Origin of the sequence: Vibrio sp. CCB-PB317 (assembly GCF_022808245.1) — a bacterium.
Taxonomy (GTDB): domain Bacteria; phylum Pseudomonadota; class Gammaproteobacteria; order Enterobacterales; family Vibrionaceae; genus Vibrio; species Vibrio diabolicus.
On sequence record NZ_JALGNU010000005.1, the window covers coordinates 1 to 16986 of the forward strand.

General features: G+C 39.6%; 20 protein-coding genes. All 20 read right to left on the reverse strand.

Translation table 11 applies throughout. The features are described 5' to 3' along the window. Window positions 1–879: 879 nt before the first annotated feature. A complete protein-coding gene (locus tag MTR11_RS23270; RefSeq protein WP_243328472.1) occupies window positions 880–1827 on the reverse strand; it encodes a hypothetical protein in 948 nt (315 codons plus the stop codon). Window positions 1828–1974: 147 nt separating this feature from the next. Beyond that, window positions 1975–2715 (reverse strand): hypothetical protein, encoded by a 741-nt coding sequence (locus MTR11_RS23275; protein ID WP_243328473.1) that lies wholly within the window; start codon window positions 2713–2715, stop codon window positions 1975–1977. A 141-nt stretch (window positions 2716–2856) separates the two neighbouring features. Further along, window positions 2857–3540: a hypothetical protein gene (locus tag MTR11_RS23285; RefSeq protein WP_140268992.1), complete on the reverse strand. Its 684-nt coding sequence runs from the start codon at window positions 3538–3540 to the stop codon at window positions 2857–2859. Between the two features lie 142 nt (window positions 3541–3682). Continuing rightward, a complete protein-coding gene (locus MTR11_RS23295; protein ID WP_243328474.1) occupies window positions 3683–4444 on the reverse strand; it encodes a hypothetical protein in 762 nt (253 codons plus the stop codon). Between the two features lie 195 nt (window positions 4445–4639). After that, the gene (locus MTR11_RS23300) at window positions 4640–4849 is read right to left on the reverse strand and encodes a DUF3955 domain-containing protein (protein WP_045608932.1); all 210 of its coding nucleotides are present in this window, start codon (window positions 4847–4849) and stop codon (window positions 4640–4642) included. A gap of 209 nt (window positions 4850–5058) precedes the next feature. After that, window positions 5059–5514, reverse strand: coding sequence for a GNAT family N-acetyltransferase (locus MTR11_RS23310; protein ID WP_173670235.1), 456 nt, complete (start codon window positions 5512–5514; stop codon window positions 5059–5061). A 608-nt stretch (window positions 5515–6122) separates the two neighbouring features. Next, entirely contained in the window at window positions 6123–6548 is a 426-nt protein-coding gene (locus MTR11_RS23320) for an N-acetyltransferase (RefSeq protein WP_243328475.1), read from the reverse strand. Window positions 6549–6721: 173 nt separating this feature from the next. Next, window positions 6722–7138: a lysozyme inhibitor LprI family protein gene (locus MTR11_RS23330; RefSeq protein ID WP_149192373.1), complete on the reverse strand. Its 417-nt coding sequence runs from the start codon at window positions 7136–7138 to the stop codon at window positions 6722–6724. A 136-nt stretch (window positions 7139–7274) separates the two neighbouring features. After that, complete coding sequence (locus tag MTR11_RS23340; RefSeq protein ID WP_243328476.1) at window positions 7275–8240, reverse strand: hypothetical protein; 966 nt, start codon at window positions 8238–8240, stop codon at window positions 7275–7277. 626 nt (window positions 8241–8866) lie between these two features. Continuing rightward, entirely contained in the window at window positions 8867–9292 is a 426-nt protein-coding gene (locus MTR11_RS23345) for a hypothetical protein (RefSeq protein ID WP_054868447.1), read from the reverse strand. Between the two features lie 150 nt (window positions 9293–9442). Next, window positions 9443–10009, reverse strand: a complete 567-nt coding sequence (locus MTR11_RS23355) for a hypothetical protein (RefSeq protein WP_243328478.1) — start codon at window positions 10007–10009, stop codon at window positions 9443–9445. A gap of 767 nt (window positions 10010–10776) precedes the next feature. Beyond that, on the reverse strand, window positions 10777–11181 hold the full coding sequence (locus tag MTR11_RS23370; protein ID WP_237285567.1) for a hypothetical protein: 405 nt from the start codon (window positions 11179–11181) through the stop codon (window positions 10777–10779). A gap of 151 nt (window positions 11182–11332) precedes the next feature. Beyond that, entirely contained in the window at window positions 11333–11698 is a 366-nt protein-coding gene (locus MTR11_RS23380; protein WP_306301152.1) for a zinc ribbon domain-containing protein, read from the reverse strand. Between the two features lie 133 nt (window positions 11699–11831). Next, entirely contained in the window at window positions 11832–12653 is an 822-nt protein-coding gene (locus MTR11_RS24190) for a HEPN domain-containing protein (RefSeq protein ID WP_237285651.1), read from the reverse strand. 168 nt (window positions 12654–12821) lie between these two features. Beyond that, on the reverse strand, window positions 12822–13253 hold the full coding sequence (locus MTR11_RS23390) for a hypothetical protein (protein ID WP_042524264.1): 432 nt from the start codon (window positions 13251–13253) through the stop codon (window positions 12822–12824). 149 nt (window positions 13254–13402) lie between these two features. After that, a complete protein-coding gene (locus MTR11_RS23400) occupies window positions 13403–13933 on the reverse strand; it encodes a suppressor of fused domain protein (RefSeq protein ID WP_243328479.1) in 531 nt (176 codons plus the stop codon). Window positions 13934–14065: 132 nt separating this feature from the next. Beyond that, a complete protein-coding gene (locus MTR11_RS23410) occupies window positions 14066–14617 on the reverse strand; it encodes a hypothetical protein (RefSeq protein ID WP_243328480.1) in 552 nt (183 codons plus the stop codon). A gap of 675 nt (window positions 14618–15292) precedes the next feature. After that, window positions 15293–15688 (reverse strand): hypothetical protein, encoded by a 396-nt coding sequence (locus tag MTR11_RS23425; protein WP_243328481.1) that lies wholly within the window; start codon window positions 15686–15688, stop codon window positions 15293–15295. A gap of 138 nt (window positions 15689–15826) precedes the next feature. Beyond that, window positions 15827–16321 carry a GNAT family N-acetyltransferase gene (locus MTR11_RS23430; RefSeq protein WP_005376987.1) on the reverse strand — a complete coding sequence of 165 codons (495 nt, stop codon included), beginning with the start codon at window positions 16319–16321 and terminating at the stop codon, window positions 15827–15829. A 141-nt stretch (window positions 16322–16462) separates the two neighbouring features. Continuing rightward, window positions 16463–16921 (reverse strand): hypothetical protein, encoded by a 459-nt coding sequence (locus MTR11_RS23435; RefSeq protein ID WP_243328482.1) that lies wholly within the window; start codon window positions 16919–16921, stop codon window positions 16463–16465. Window positions 16922–16986 lie beyond the last annotated feature (65 nt).

Below are 16986 nucleotides of genomic sequence, written 5' to 3' on the forward strand. Positions count from 1 at the left end.
ACATTATCGCCTAAATCTCGATTTAGGATTTGAGCACCGAGGAAACCCGGTGTACTAGATGTATCTTTGATTCCTGTCTCATACAGGCATGCAATAAACCCTTCTTCATGTTCTTTAGGGCAAGTAGCTTTCCATTCCCTTGCTATCATAAATACTCCATTTTATGTCGTGGTTATAACGCCCAATTAAGGGGTGAGCAACGCTACCACCCAACCTAAAGCATTGTACCGTAACCACTAAAATTGAAGTAAAAGCAAAAATGCCAAGCGTTGGGAATCCCTCTTAAATTGTTTGTTATGTTTTACCACAAACACATGATTTACTTGAGAAAGAACTGCGATTTCTGACCAGTTTTCTGAACTAAACCACAAGGTAAGAACCGACTTGGCCACCAAAGGCGACCAACCAGAAACGAATAATTCCACTTCCCTGCCCAATGAGGCAACCCAACTAAGAAACAACGAGCGCCCTATCTTTCCAACCAAAGCGCAAAACAATACTGAATTGCCGAGTCAACTGCCAAGCCGAAATGCTGACTGGCAAAGAACCTAAAAGCGACTTTAAGCCAGTTAAACAAGAAACCGACCGCCACAACCGGACAATGAAGCAACCCACGAACATTGCCATGTTTTACGGGCTGAGAGATTCAAGAATTTAGGCCGACAATACTGATTTGCTGAGTCTACTAGGGACGAATTGCCAGAGGGAAGGGACAAAGAACTAGAACCTAAGACATTTAAGCCTTTGAATTACAAGTAAACATAACGCCCTGTTAAGGTGTGAGCAACGCAATACCGAAGCTCCCGCATACCACCTTAAACACAGAACGCAACGCATAGCAAAAATGCCAAGCGTTGCGAATCACTCTTAAACAGATTGTTATGTTTCTTCTGTCAGAACTTTTTTTGAAATTGTGTTGTTCTTTAACTCTTTAGAAACCATCGGCATTGCTATTTGGAAAGACCCTTCATCATTGATTGTTTTGATTGCCTCAAGAACGAAAGTTTCCATTTTGCATTTAAGAGACTCTCCAGCTTTGATTGAATCTCGTGCAGCGTTTTGAGCTGCATCGTCAAATCGCTTACTCATGCCAATCACTGCCACTTCACCTTCAGGTATGCGGATACCTTCAGCAAACACTTCATACACCCCCTCATCATTAAGTTTTTTGTCCATAGTAAACTTCATTAGATGATCTTTTCCAGAAGCCGGGCATGTCACACCGAGGATAAACTCTGAATACATTTCTCTCAGAGCCTCTTCATCTAACCTATATTTCTGAGCTGACTTTAAAGATGTTGTAATAGAGTGTTCTACAACGTCACAAATATATTCCCCAGTTAAGATATTATTATAATGTAAGCTTGGTACAAACATATCTTCGCCATATAAAGAACTTGAGCCATTCTTGATCAATACATTCTTATCACAGGATTTTCGAACGACATACTCCGGTTCACTTAACCTATCTTTCCTCTGGTAATCAATTCGCAGGTTTGCTAAGTGATTCGTGATTAGATCTATCACGTGCTGAGAGGTTAGAGTACTACCTGCGAACGCAACAAAGCACTCTAGTTGAAGAAATACTGATTTATATCCGTGGAAACTTTCACCGATAAAGGTAGGTTGCCAAAGCTTAATTGGTATCTCTTTAATTTTTTTAAAACCGGATAATAATGGCGCATGCCCATTAGAACTATGACTTGTAATAATACTATCAGCAATAACAAACAAGCCTTCTTGCTGCATTCCAGTAGGGTCTTCGATATTATTGAATTCCCTCCAAATGTTTTCTCCAAAATTATAACCAGCTACTACTATTGTCACCTTTTACTCCCTTGAAACATAACGCCGCATTAAGGTGTGAGCAACGCTACCACAAAACTTAACCAAACCACCGTAAACACAAAACCCAGCGATGGAATGAAAAATGCTATGCGTTGCGAATCACTCTTAAATGCTTTGTTATAAATTTTATTGCGTCATATCTATATTGATACCATGTATGCGGTTGGTTGGTACTAAATGAACGCCAAAGCCATACTGCAGGTCATTTCTATAAGATTGTAATTCTTCTGATTCGGATTCAAATAGTGTGAACATAAAATTTTCACTAGCAACAGTTTGACTATGTTCTCCAAGCACAATAATTCTTACTTCATACTCACCATTGTCCCACCGGAAGTTTTCGTCAAAAAACTGAGATATTTCTTCAACATCTTCTTTTCTTGCAACTGCTAACTCACCAGGTTCTGGTGGATTAAACCGTAAAGTCCCTTGTATATGCTCTCGAATTCTCGATTCAAGCTGACGATATTTCTGCTGTTTTTTCCGAGACCAAAGTTCATGAAAGTTGATCGTGTGTGACCACGATTCATCTGCTTTCAAGTCAAATGGGGTTAGCATTGTATATTGTGGATCGTTAGGTTTAATAAGAAACCCGTTCCCAATTAATTCAAACCGTTCGGTTTTGTCTCGTGTCACCTCTAGGTTGACAGCTTTAACCGTAACAGGGGAGCCTCCTACATTTTTGAATGTAACATGTAGGTTAATATTTGGCGTTCCAACACGATGTGTTACGAAGCAAGTTCTGTGCTTTTCAACCTTCAACTTCCCTTTCTGGAACTTAACTTTAAGGTATGGCAGAACAGATATAAGCAACGCTATGCCTGATATAACAACAGTCCAAAACTGCCAATCTTTGTACCAAATCATATTTGAGAAATTCTCCAAAATTTATAACGCCCTATTAAGGTGTGAGCAACGCAATACCGAAGTTCTCGCATACTACCTTAAACACTAAAACCAACGCATGGTAAAAATGCCACGCGTTGCGAATCGCTCTTAAACAGTTTGTTAGGTGTAGATTTTTAATAGAACTGAGGTTATTTGCACTACAAGCCCAATACAAGAGAATCCCGCGAGCCATAACGGCAGATAATATGTAGAAATCATCGGTTCTACACCCCACTGTTTTATTATAAATCGAAGTTCAAAAAGCAAACACTTTAAGTAGCCTAAATCACGTATACCTACATTCCCAGACAATATATTTTCACCAAAGCTATTATCACGTTTGTCTAAAAAATGTTTATACCCATCGTCAGGGTGTAGGTATTGAAACTCGAATGCTCTACCGAACCTGTAGCGTATATAGTTGCAGTGCTTATCGCCTACATCTTTTAAATCTACATTAGCTTGGTCTATCCAAGCTCTAGTTAACCACTTCACATCATTGGTTGAGTAGTAATTAGCCGGAGGAAAGACATCTAGGACAAGGTTTGATGACGATACTTCCTGAGAAAAAGAATTACGGATTTCACTACCATATTCCTTTTTGGCAATCACATAGAATCGATGAGTAAAATAGAGCCAAAACAGTACTATAAAAAACCACAAATACTCAGGTCTTGTTAACTCTATCGATAGAGCTTGAATTTTTACAGTATGCTCAAATTTAGCTCCAGAAACCAAACCAAGCAAAATTATGGTTGAAGAAATCAACGAATGATTCCGACTTTTATACAACTCGTCTTTCAAATTAACTCCACAGTTTAGCTACACCTAACGCCCTGTTAAGGTGTGAGCAACGCAATACCAATGCCGCCGCAAAGCACCTTAGACACTAAACGCAACGCATAGTAATAATGCCATGCGTTGCGAATCACTCTTAAACAGTTTGTTATGCCGTTGAGTAACCAAACGCTGCTTGAAAAATAATTTTATATTTTACAATAGCATCAGAAATACCATAAAAAATGACAAAAACTATTGTAAATATCATTACTGCTAGAGAAAGAAGAAATGATCGCTTGAAAATATTGGTAACTTCGCCTTTATGATCTATTAAACCAAATTCTTTAAAGTTAAATAAATCATTATTATTATCAGCTACATTGAATTTTTTCTTAACATATTTTACAAAACCGTCTCTTGAGAACATTAAAAGAGTAACTAAAAAAATTGAAAAAAACGAGATAGCAACGCCTGTAAAAACACCACCTGACACATTCAAAAACCATTTTAGAATTATCGAAAAGATATAAAAACATATAGGAAACCATAGCGCTATTAGTGAAGAAAGAAAAAACTCATTCACTATATTTAATGCTTGGTAAGAACGATCATTTATTTTTTTATTTATGTTAATCTTAACAACGGTACACATAAAGACAAAAGAAAAAGATATTACCAAAATTGAAATTAGGATGTTATCTTTAATCATATCGTAGAAAAAAACCGTACCAGATTCACCTAAGACTTCAGTGAAACCAGCAACCGACTGAGAAAGGCTGTTATAGACATCAGAAAAATAAATCCCTGGAACACAAAAGACATATAAAACTGTAAATATCACAAAACCAATCAATCTTATTGACTTCTTTGCCGTTTTCAACCAACCAATATATCTTTTAAATAAACTTACAATTTTTTTCAATGACATAGTCACCTCATTCAATATTTGTAATAAAGGCATAACGCCGCATTAAGGTGTGAGCAACGCTGCCACTAAACCTAACCATTGCACCGTAAACACAAAACCCAACGATGGAATGAAAAATGCCAAGCGTTGGGAATCATTCTTAAATGCTTTGTTATAACGAAGCTTCTTAGTGCGCTTGTGGCTTAACTAACCCGTTTACTGAACCTTTTTATGTTTAACGAAGGTAGCAACCAAAGCCACTAACGCCAGTAGCTGAAAAAGCCAAAATAAAGGAATGAACCCAAATGGCTCAACTAAGAAGCCATTCTCATCTACATACGAACCGATGGTGTTATAAGCAATTAAACACAAAATCCCGCTGATACAGAAAAGAACGCTTATTTTATACTTACGGAGAAATTTCATCGGAGCCTCAATATTTGAATATCTAACAATGTTAGACATTTTGTAAGAGTACATGGTTCACCCCAATAATCATGATTGGACAGACAAGTTATAACGCCGCGTTAAGGGGCGCAGGCACGCAATACAAAAGTAGCCGCATAGCACCTTAACCACTAAACCCAACGCAAATTGAAAATGCCACGCGTGCCAAGTCCCTCTTGAACGCTTTGTTATGCCGTTACTTTTTGTTTTAACTGAACTTCTACCGCTTTTGAACCGTCGGAAAGTATGAAGAAGTCTGAATCAAAACGTTGAATCACATTAAAGCCTAGTGCCTTAAAAACAGCGACATTACCTGTTTGCTCAACACACCAAACCGAAACTGAGTTAATAGGCTTAAACTGTGTAACAACGAAATCGACGAGTTTTCTCGCTACACCTTTTTGGCGAAAACTTGGTGCAACTGCTAACGAGCTAAGTTGCAATTCTGAGCCAACCTGTTTAGCTTCAACTACTCCAACTAAAACCTGATCAACATGGAAACCAAAACAACTCCACTCACTTTTAGCACTGTTTTTATTGCTAACTGCGAGCTCAGTTGGCCTGTAAACTTGACGAAGTTCATCGAAGCAACGCTCTGACAGTTCAACCACTGATTTTTCGTTTGAATCAAGCTGCTTGATCATCAATTTCACCTTAGGCATAACGCCGCGTTAAGGGGTGAACAACGCGATACCACCTAACTTAACCCATTGTGTCATAAACACAAAAGCTCAACTTTGAACCAAAACTGCCAAGCGTTGAGAATCCCTCTTGAACGCTTTGTTATGCGATTGGCTCACGATAATGAACTTTAGCTATTACTTATATTGACATATGCAACTTTGCTTACTATTTGTTAATTCGGTCATTTATGACTGGGAAGCAACTTAAATCAATTAGGAGAATACAAGCATATGGCTGTGAAACATACACCAACAGGAGTCGTACATAAGGGCGTTAAAGGCGGAAATACTGGCTGTGGTACTGATACCAAGAAACACTCAGATCATTGGCAAAATTCACATGAACGTATTACGTGTGATAAAAATGGTTGTAAAAACTAGCCGATATTCACACCTAACATCTTGAACAAGTACTTTGGGGCATTATTAGTGCCCTTTTTGATCCTATCGCATAACGCCCTGTTAAGGGGTGAGCAACGCAATACCAAAGCCGCCGCAAACCACCTTAAACACTAAAACCAACGCATAGTAAAAATGCCACGCGTTGCGAATCCCTCTTGAACAGTTTGTTATATGCCCGAACTCATTGTGTACTCAGGATGCCCGGTGTGCTCATCCAATTGTTCACTCACGACTTTGAAGCCTTGAGACAAATAGAATTGATAACTAGCCTGATTCTCCTTGTATACGGAAAGACTTAATTCCGCCCTCTGAGTTTTAGCATGACTCAATAGTTGCTTACCAATGCCTTTACCTTGAAGCTCAGGAGAGACAAATATAGCAGCTAGGCTATTTTCATATAGTGCGTAAAAGCCGACTACTTTCGAGTCAGCTTCGTAAACGTAAGTTTCTGAAGCTGGAATGTAGATGCTACGCATGCTTTCTACTTGAGATTCCCAGAACTCAGCCGAAATGAAATCGTGAGCTTTAACTGACGCTTTAAGCCAAATTTCAAGAACTGAATCCATGTCATTTTCGTTGTACTTTCTTATCATTTTAAAGCTCTAAATAGCCGAATTTATCGGGGCAATATAACGCCCTGTTAAGGGGTGAGCAACGCAATACCAAAGCCGCCGCATACCACCTTAATCACTAAAACCAACGCATAGTAAAAATGCCACGCGTTGCGAATCCCTCTTGAACAGTTTGTTATGTGCGTGGTTGAAAGCTACTCCACACTTGGCTCCGGTAAAACTGGTGGTGTACTGTCCATATAAGTTAAAAAATTTTCCCATAACTCGTGCGTTCTTTGCTTAGTTAACTTAGTTTTGCACGATATCGCCATAATTCCACGAATAGTTCCATCACGCCATTGCGTATAAACCGAGTCACAGTGAGAGGACATATATGCTTGCCAATCCTGTTGAGCAAGCTTAATTGCTGCGATCAGTTCTGGGTCATGAGCGTTGTGCTCAAAGCTAGTGTTTAGATATTTATCTAATTTAACTTGTGCTGACTCTAGTTCAATAGCAGCACATTGGTTTATCTCGATTGTGGTCATCGCATTATTACAGTCAATGGACTCTTCTTCAGCAAGAGCACCAAATGAAAGACTAGCTAATATGATGATTAGACACTTATTCATCGTTTTCTCCGAAAGCACATAACGCCCTGTTAAGGTGTGAGCAACGCAATACCGATGCTTCCGCATACCACCTTAAACACCAAACGCAACGCATAGTAAAAATGCCACGCGTTGCGAATCACTCTTAAACAGTTTGTTATATGTGTGGTTGAAATAGATATTCATTGTTTATTTCTTCTATAAATTTTACGAACCTAGGGACTCTTGTTGCTTCCTCAAATTCTTTCAATGAATACTCTGAAATTTCTTTTGAATAGTTAGGAAAAATATCTGACAAACACCATAAAGCGCGATCTTTGCCTCTTTTTAGACTTCGATTTTTAAATATCAGATTAAACGATTTCCCCAAACTCCAATGCTCTGACAATTTGTCCTTTTGCCAATAAGAATAATGCCGATGATATAAATTGGTAAGAATAACAGCATCAACATTACAATAAAGCTTTGGTTCTACAAACGAGTCGTCAGTCAGTAAACCTTTCGCACCATACAAGTAGTGAACCCACTTTTGCATATCCATTGCTGAATCACAACAAACGAGCAGAATATTAAGCTCTTGCTCTGACGTTTCAGCCGAAAATTTTTTCTGACATGAAAGTAAGTAATCTTTCAATTTGTTGTCCATATGCACTTGTTTTTCTACTGGCTTTTCATTTCCGAGTAGAGACCTAATAGATTCATAAGCGTCAAAATAGCCATCCAAACGTCCCATAGCACCTATTGAATAACAATCCATAGCTTCGTGCTCATGATATTTTGTATAATCTGGACACTTAACTTCTATGTTAAATTTGTAGCCAAAAGCTGAAAATGAACAATCCACATCTGAAGGAGGGTTAAGCTTTGGCTCATATTCGAAAGTGTCTCCATATGCTACAGCAATGCTCGCCGCAACGGAGGATTCACAAGCAGCCTGCAGATATTTCGCCTCTACGAAACTATCCCCTATCAACTGAAGATCAGATTTAATTTTCCTCATCTGAGTAGGCGTGGCATGACGTGAAATTACGTCTAGAACACATTCAAGGTATTTAGCATAGCTAACTTTGACCTCCATATCGGGAGATAAGTATATGTTTTTCTTATTTTTACACTGTATCATTCCACCTCCAAAGCATATAACGCCCTGTTAAGGGGTGAGCAACGCTAACCACCCAATCTAAATATTTACACCGTAAACACTTTTACCAAATTTAGCATTAAACCGCCAAGCGTTGGGAATCCCTCTTGAACAGTTTGTTAGTTGCCAACCCCAAGACTTTGATTTGAGGTTTATTACCGCTTTGCCAACACGACCTTTACGTATTTTGTAAAACTCAAATCAGGCGCAGTTTCAAAGCGCCTGTCACTGAAACCACTTGGAATTTACAACGCCGTAGAAAACGGGCTAACAACACCAAAAAGCTCTTTTTTGGACAGATAATTTAACCGAGCTGACTTTCAACACCCAAATAAGCTTACGAAACGGAAAATCCAATCACACAAGAAACCAAAGCACGATTTTCACAAACCCAAATGACTAAAAATTGAAACACGAAAACCCAGCCCAAAACACATGGATATTAGCCCTAAACATTCTGCTTTAGGTGCATTTTTCCTCGTTGGCAACTAACGCCGCATTAAGGTGTGAGCAACGCTTTCACAAAACTTGACCATACCACCTTAAACACGAAACCTAACGATGGAATGAAAAATGCCAAGCGTTGGGAATCACTTTTAAATGCTTTGTTAGCTTTTGTACACTACGATGTCAGCATTTTCTAGTTGATATCTTTGTAACAACACCATTGCCCTTTCAGAAACTAAGAGTAGTCCATCATTTGTTACGCTAAAATCGTCTTTACCGATGGTTCCGGATACTTGGAGCCACGAAAAACGAGGTAAAGTACACTCTGGATACAGTTCTTCAAATACGTCAGAAGTAGATATTTCAGCCACTTCCAGATTGTATCCTGACAACTGCGATGAACTTAAGGCCGTTGCTAAACGTTCAGTGACTAAAAAGCATGGAAATGAAGTCAATAAATCATCACCTAGCCACCCATCAAACTGAAAATGTAGCTTTTCTATTATCGGTGGATGCAAATCGAAATTTGCCAAAGTATTTTCACCCAAGCTCCCAGGAACTTCTGGTTCGATCAAATATTGACTCACTTTATTCTCCCAAAGAAAGCTAACGCCCTGTTAAGGTGTGAGCAACGCAATACCACAGCCACCGCATACCACCTTAAACACTAAACGCAACGCATAGGAAAAATGCCACGCGTTGCGAATCACTCTTGAACAGTTTGTTAGCTGTCTGGCTTACCAGCCATAATATGGCATCCAACCTAACGGGCAAATCATTCCGTTAAAGGTCTGTATATTTTTATTAAAACTCAAATCGCCCATCTTGGTGCATTGAACAACATTGCTATTAGAGCTTGAGTTTGTTGAGTTGTATGTTACTGGTTGCGATGCTCTTGCTTTGTTCATTTCATGAGCTCTTTGCTGGTTAGCAGCTAACTGTTCTTTATAATTTCTAACGTCACGTACAGATGTTTCAAAGGTCAATTGCCAGTTCTTACACGTCGTACCTAAACCGTTATTGCTAGCCTCATATTCAGCAACTGCGGCCCTTTGCTCTCCGACTGCTTTATCAATATCCTCTTGAAACACCTTCCATGTAGAGAAAGCGTAATTAATTGCCTCACGGTAGTTTGCCGCTTGTTCAACACTATAGGCATTACTATTGTAGCAGGATTCAATGACAACCCACTGCGTCGAAAGATTAGTTAATACGTTATCTGGTATCGGCTCTCTTTGGTCTTGAACTGATTGACACCCAATTAACCCAAAAACCAATAGGGATGTAAATAATGTACGATTCATAACATTACAAGTCACATAAAAAAGAAGAGGGGAATCATACTCAAAATTCTATATAAAGCTATAAAAGCTTGATATTTTATCGTCCAGTGAGAATGGACAGCTAACGCCCAATTAAGGGGTGAGTAACGTAACACCGATGCCACCGCAAACCACCTTAATCACTAAAATTAACGCATAGTAAAAATGCCACGCGTTACGAATCCCTCTTGAATTGTTTGTTAGTACGCTGCCCTTAAAGCCTTTGGCACACTCCAAGATATTGAAATATCGCACGAAACATGTGGTTTAAAACGCTGAAGCCAAAGGAGCAACTGCCAAACTAGAACGCAATCTCAAAACGCAAGTTGGCCAGAAGAAAAACTTGCTTAACTGCCCTATCTTCGCCGTTTTCAAATTAGCAAAGAAGACGGACTTCAGAACTAAACAACCGCGCCAAAGAAACTCAGTGTTTGACGAAAATTTCCCAGCATCAAAGAAACCACACCAAAGAAATAACCCGAAAGTTAGAAACCGTAAACGGTGAAATCAACGCGTACACAACTCATATAGTGCCACCGGAAAGAACGTGAAAAGCACATTTTACCAGGTGTAAAGCTAGGAAAAGAAACCGATAAACTCCGAAAATTTTACCGTTGATGCCAATCACGTACTAACGCCTTGTTAAGGTGTGAGGCACGCAATACCTAAGCTTCCGCATACCACCTTAACCACTGAAACTAACGCATAGTAAAAATGCCACGCGTGCCGAATCACTCTTGAACAATTTGTTAGCCCTTTTTCAAAAGGTTAAGACTTGTACACGACAACCAAACCACCAAGATTGCCAGTAAGTTTAGAGAAACTGTTACTTCATTAACATTCACACTTATCGGCACTTCAACTCCAGAAGAAAAGGCTAAGGAAAAGTTAGGCGTTTCTATGCCTATCATCTGAATAAAATAAAGAGCCATCATTAACTTAAATACCCAAAGCTTCTTTTTTAACAACCCGTAAAAACTAGACAAGTTCAAGCTTAGCATCACTAAAACGATTGCAAATGTGAGAAAAAGACTCGAAGAGCTCAATTGATTAACTTGGGCAAGCAAGGTAAATAGTAGAAACAGAGTAACTGCAACAGATATACCCTGTAAAAACAGCAAGAACTTTGTTCTTTTTAAATGATTTTCAAACAATTTTATATTTTCTCCTTGAGGGCTAACGCCCTGTTAAGGTGTGAGCAACGCAATACAGACTCCACCGCATAACACCTTAAACACTAAAACAAACGCATAGTAAAAATGCCACGCGTTGCGAATCACTCTTAAACAGTTTGTTATGCCTATGCTAACCACCTAGAAAATCTAGTATTTTTTGTCCAGTACCTAGGCCTCGTTTGTAAAACTCAGTGTGACCGCAACTACTGCATGATAAGAAATAAAAACGGTGTTTGTTGTAATTGAAAAATGTACTCCAAAATCCACCACTGGCTCTTAACTCACCAACCTCATATGACTCTGAACCACATTTATCACAGCAGTATTCAAACTTCGATTTCACTTTGTCATTCCCTAACAGGTGGTTTGCCATCTGCTTGTTTGCAAGCTCTTTGCCTAAAGACCCGCACTTTTCACACTTCAATGATGAGTGTTCATTGCTATGCCCGCACCCAAAGCACTCCCATTTACTATCCATATTTCCTCTTATAGGCATAACGCCGCGTTAAGTAGTGAGCAACGCTGACCACCATACTTAAACCATTGTGCCGTAAACACTAAATTCAAAGCAAACCGAAAATGCCTAGCGTTGCGAATCTGCCTTAAACGCTTTGTTAGGCATGTCTCAATTACAAGGTAAGTTCTTCAATATTTGGAATAGAACCAACTTCGATACATCTGCGTATTAGACGTTCTAGCAACTCAGAAGAATCCGAAACCAATTGGCTTCGGTCTCCCTTAATCTTTGAACCGTGGACAGCGGAACTGCGACTTTTGTATAGCTTTTTGACGCTCGATAAAATGCGTTTTGCCTGATCTTTATCACCAGGCTCCAAAAATTTGGCCACGAACAAACTTAGTTTAAAAACCGTTTCACCTTGAATATCGAATAACCCCTCAATACCCGACCATAATACAGCTAGCTGCGCTCTTGGGTTAGGGTGCCACCTGTAACTTGAACGAGCACTCACAGCATCACTGAATCTATCGACACCTAGGAGGTTTCGAGCATTTTGAAAATGCGTATTAAGCCAAAGAACATCTTTAGGAGTAACTGTATAGAGAGAATTAATGCTTCCTCTCATATGATAATTCGTTACCGATAAACGACTGGTGTTAGATAGTAATTCGGCAGGCGTATCACTTTGAAGGTTTGCTACTGCATCACAGTCGAACAAGGCACTAAGAATGACCACATCCCACTGAGCATTCCACGTTTTTGCAGCTAGTTCTTTCCCTGTGACTCCGGAAATTTTCACTTGAGCCCCAACCCTACGAAGAAAAATAGCCGTAATACCCAAGTCTATTTCACTACAACTTTGTTTGATGATTAAGTCTGTTGACGGGTCACAACAAGCGGGAATAATTTCAACATTTTCACATAGCTTAATGGTCTCTGTTACCGATAGACCGCTAACATACAGGAAACTTTCTTCCTGTTTATTGGACACTGATATTCCCATTTTTACTCCAAAATGCCTAACGCCGCATTAAGGTGTGAGCAACGCAGCCACCTAACCTAAACCATTGCACCGTAAACACGAAACCCTACCTTGAACTGAAAATGCCAAGCGTTGGGAATCACTCTTAAATGCTTTGTTATGTTTTTAAGAAATTGGTTACGACAACCCAACTAATTTCTTAAAATCTTTTAAGCTATTGCATACCAGTCCAATACCGAAATCACCATTGTCTGCATGGTAAACTTTCCCGCTGTGTACTCCTGACAGGGAAATTAAGTATAAAGAATCATACGATAAAGCAACCGGGTATAAATGTTGTGCTTCTACAAAATCTTTGCTTATTTCAAAGTGCACCACATAATCTTCCAAGAAACCGAGATATTGATGAATCTCGATAACTTCGCGACTACTGCATATCTTTTCAAGAGATTCTTGCTGAGTGATGTTTCCGTAGTAATTGACTGTAAGTTCAATTTCTAATTCGGATAATTCACTACCAGCATAAGCAGTAAAAAACTCTATAAGCTCATCAGAAAGCTGATTACCGTATAGGTGATGAATATCTAGAAGGCTACTTTCAAAATCCATAACTTCAACCTGGGAAGAAAAACATAACGCCCTGTTAAGGTGTGAGCAACGCAATACCGATGCCGCCGCATACCACCTTAAACACTAAAACCAACGCATGGTGAAAATGCCACGCGTTGCGAATCACTCTTAAACAGATTGTTATGCATTTACACTACCGAAGACCGCTTTACTTCCCAGTACTTAAGCTCTGCGTCATCAAATTTTTGTTCGAGCGCATCTAGGTCATGCTTGATTTTGAAATTTCGTTCGTCGTCAGTGGAACTATTTAGAGGCATTATTTCCAAGTCCTCTCCAAATGGATACGGCAACGAAATTAGCCAGTTTTCACAGTTAGAACCCTCAAGCCAAGGCTCACCAATAGGCAAGGTATGGCCAAAACCCAAATTATGATTCGAATGGTAATAAGTGACCATTGCCAGCATTTCAACTAGACGATTTGACTCGATCGGTGATACGACAACAAACTCGTGAAGAGCTGAATCACTGTGTGTAATCTCTGATGCACCTACTGAGCAATACACCCACATATTAATTTGAGGGCCAGGTGCAAACCTGACAACCTGAAAATCGGGTACAATTTTCTTAATTGGCCCAAGCTCCCAAGACAATATCTCGAAATCATGACCTTCAAAGAACTCTGCGTAATGTTTAATAATCTTTTCTTTAGTAGACTTCATAATATCCTTGATGCATAACGCCTTGTTAAGGTGTGAGGCACGCAATACCAGAGCCTCCGCAAACCACCTTAAACACTAAACGCAACGCATAGTAAAAATGCCACGCGTGCCGAATCACTCTTGAACAATTTGTTAGCAGTCAATTATTTCGACACTCTCATCTATATTTATACTCCCTTTAAATAAGACATGCGGTGTTCTGAAATAGAGAAGAGGGCTAGCTCCGATAGATATTTGTTGCGCATAGTAACGCTCAGTTTCTGGCGGCAAGTCTGACATATCACTGAGCCGAGCAACATCAAACTTGAAGTAATCACTTTCTTTAGCAGACCACTCACCAAACTTTTGCTCTTTTGACCAAAAGAAAGTGCTATTGCATTCGTCCAACCCTAAGTTCAACGCCTCGAATCTAAAATAGCGCCCTAAATTTGATAGCTGTAGACCTTGTTCTATCAAAGCTTTTTTAATCTTATGAGGATGTATCGGACTTAAATGAAGTACGTCATTCCAGAGACAGTCTAGAGGTAATACCCTACGCTCTAATGCTCCCTCTCTGTATCGATATTTCTTCACGTGAAACTGATACAAGTTGTCATGCACTTGTTTCAACTCATTGAGTGGAAACAGCATATTACCTTGTAAATTGACAGGTACTCTGTGGTATAGATACATATTTAAATCCACCCATTGACTGCTAACGCCTTGCTAAGGTGTGAGTAACGCAATACAAAAGCTACCGCACAGCGCCTTAATCACATAAGCCACCGCAAAGTAAAAATGCCACGCGTTACGAATCACTCTTAAGCAATTTGTTAGTACATGCGCTACTTCTATTTATGCGCTCCAAGATATTGAAAACTGAGATGATATGAAAGGCTTTGAACACTGAAGTGAGACGGGCAGCTACAAAACTTTACCCCGATTGAAAGACGAAAGTTGGCTAGAAGAAAAACGCACTGAACTGCCCTACTTTCACTTGCTTCAAATTAGAAAAGGATTCTTTCCTCGTACTTCAACCGCCACAACAAAAGTAATCAAGGTTCTCTCAAAAGCCACCACGAAAATGAAGAAGCACCAAAGAAATAGGCTAAGAGTTAGAAGCCGTAAACGATGAAATCAAAGCGAACACTTCGCATATAGTGCCACCGGAAAGAACGTGAAAGGCACTAACTGAAAGGTGTAAATACGAGCGCCAAAACAGATAAACACCAAAACTTATGACCTTTGATGTCAAACCCGTACTAACGCCCTGTTAAGGTGTGAGCAACGCAATACCGATGCCGCCGCATACCACCTTAAACACCAAAACCAACGCATAGTAAAAATGCCACGCGTTGCGAATCACTCTTAAACAGATTGTTAGTTGTCTTTTTCAAAAGCGTCTCGATGTCGCCAATGCTTACCTAACCCCAAACGACTTACCGCTTGATCAATCATTAATTCGCTGTGCTGCTGATCTGCTAACCTTGCTTGGATTTCTTGAAACTCACTTTGTTTAGCTAATTCCTTAGCTTGTCTCTCCAATTCAATTCGCTGCAAACTTAGCGCTTCTGTATTAAGCGTTAGCTCACGTCGTTGAAGTACATAGCCAATAATCAGCCAAAGAAATGCAATTGGTGCCGTCGCTCCTGCTAAAAAGTCACCCCACTCATTTAAACCCATAGAAGCTGCACTCTCCCATTTGAGATACAGCAAACAAGAAAATAGTGCGAGCCACACTAACGTAATAGCTATTCCGAGTCTCTCAAGCTTCATTATTACTCCATTGACAACTAACGCCGCGTTAAGGGGTGAACAACGCCACCACCTGACCTAAACCATTGTGCCATAATCACAAAAGCTAAACTTTGAACCAAAATTGCCAAGCGTTGAGAATCCCTCTTGAACGCTTTGTTATGTGCGTGCTAAACGGTAGCGCCTTACAGTGCCCTCGTTTTCACTTGTGTAGTTACCAAGATACTCACCGCCGCAGTTTTCGATAACCTTTTGGGATGCAGGATTGTCAATTGAACAAGTAACAATAACTGAGTCAGTGACAACATGGTCTCGCACCCAAGCGAGGAGAAATGAGGCTACACCTTTACCACGAGCTGACGGTCTAGTTTCGTAGCCAACATGCCCAATGACATTTTCTACGTTGGCATTAGTACCTTTACGAATTCGAATAGCACCTAAGATTTCAGAGCCAGATACGCAATAATAAGTTGTGCTGGGTAAATAACCGTTTGGTAATTCAGAAGTTGCCTTAGAACGTTCAGCCAAACCTGATAAATAGGCTTCAGGATCTTGATCAACGCCGAAATACTTAGGGATACCCGACTCTAAACATTCTTTCGCGTAACTCGCTAATATTGGAGCTAAATCTGGACTCGCTTCTACTACTTCCATGTCAATTTTCCTCAAAAGCACATAACGCCGCATTAAGGTGTGAGCAACGCTACCACGAAACCTAAACATACCACCGTAAACACAAAACCCAACGATGACACCAAAAATGCCAAGCGTTGTGAATCACTCTTAAATGCTTTGTTAGTTGTTTACTTCAGCAGCTAGTTGTTCTTTGATTTCTTTCAACTCTTCTTCTGTGTGATTATCTAAAAATGCCAAATGTGGTGAGTAGGTCATCGCTTTGAAAAGATAAATGAAGCCAATAAAATAGCCTGCGAGTCCAAAAGCAGGCAACAATGATTCAGCAACTAAGCCAAAAGCAACAAAGAGAACCGCTTTCATGATGTAATGAAAGGAACTGAACATCATCAAAGTTAGAACATTAGAAAGTTCGTTCCTATCGTTATCGATATAGGCACCAATTAGTGCTACTTTCTGGCTAGCTAGAACCTCATTATTTGTACGACTATACTTTTCCCATTTAGAAAAGAAAAATCTCACTATTTTTTGCCCTAAGAAAGATGTGATCGCGAATAATGCTGAACCAAGAGCCCCTTGTACAATTACTGGCCAAGCTGTAATCGTATCTATGATGTTCATTGTTTACCTCAGTAATTTTATGATATGCAATACCTATTATACCTTCAATGTATCAAGACCTAAAC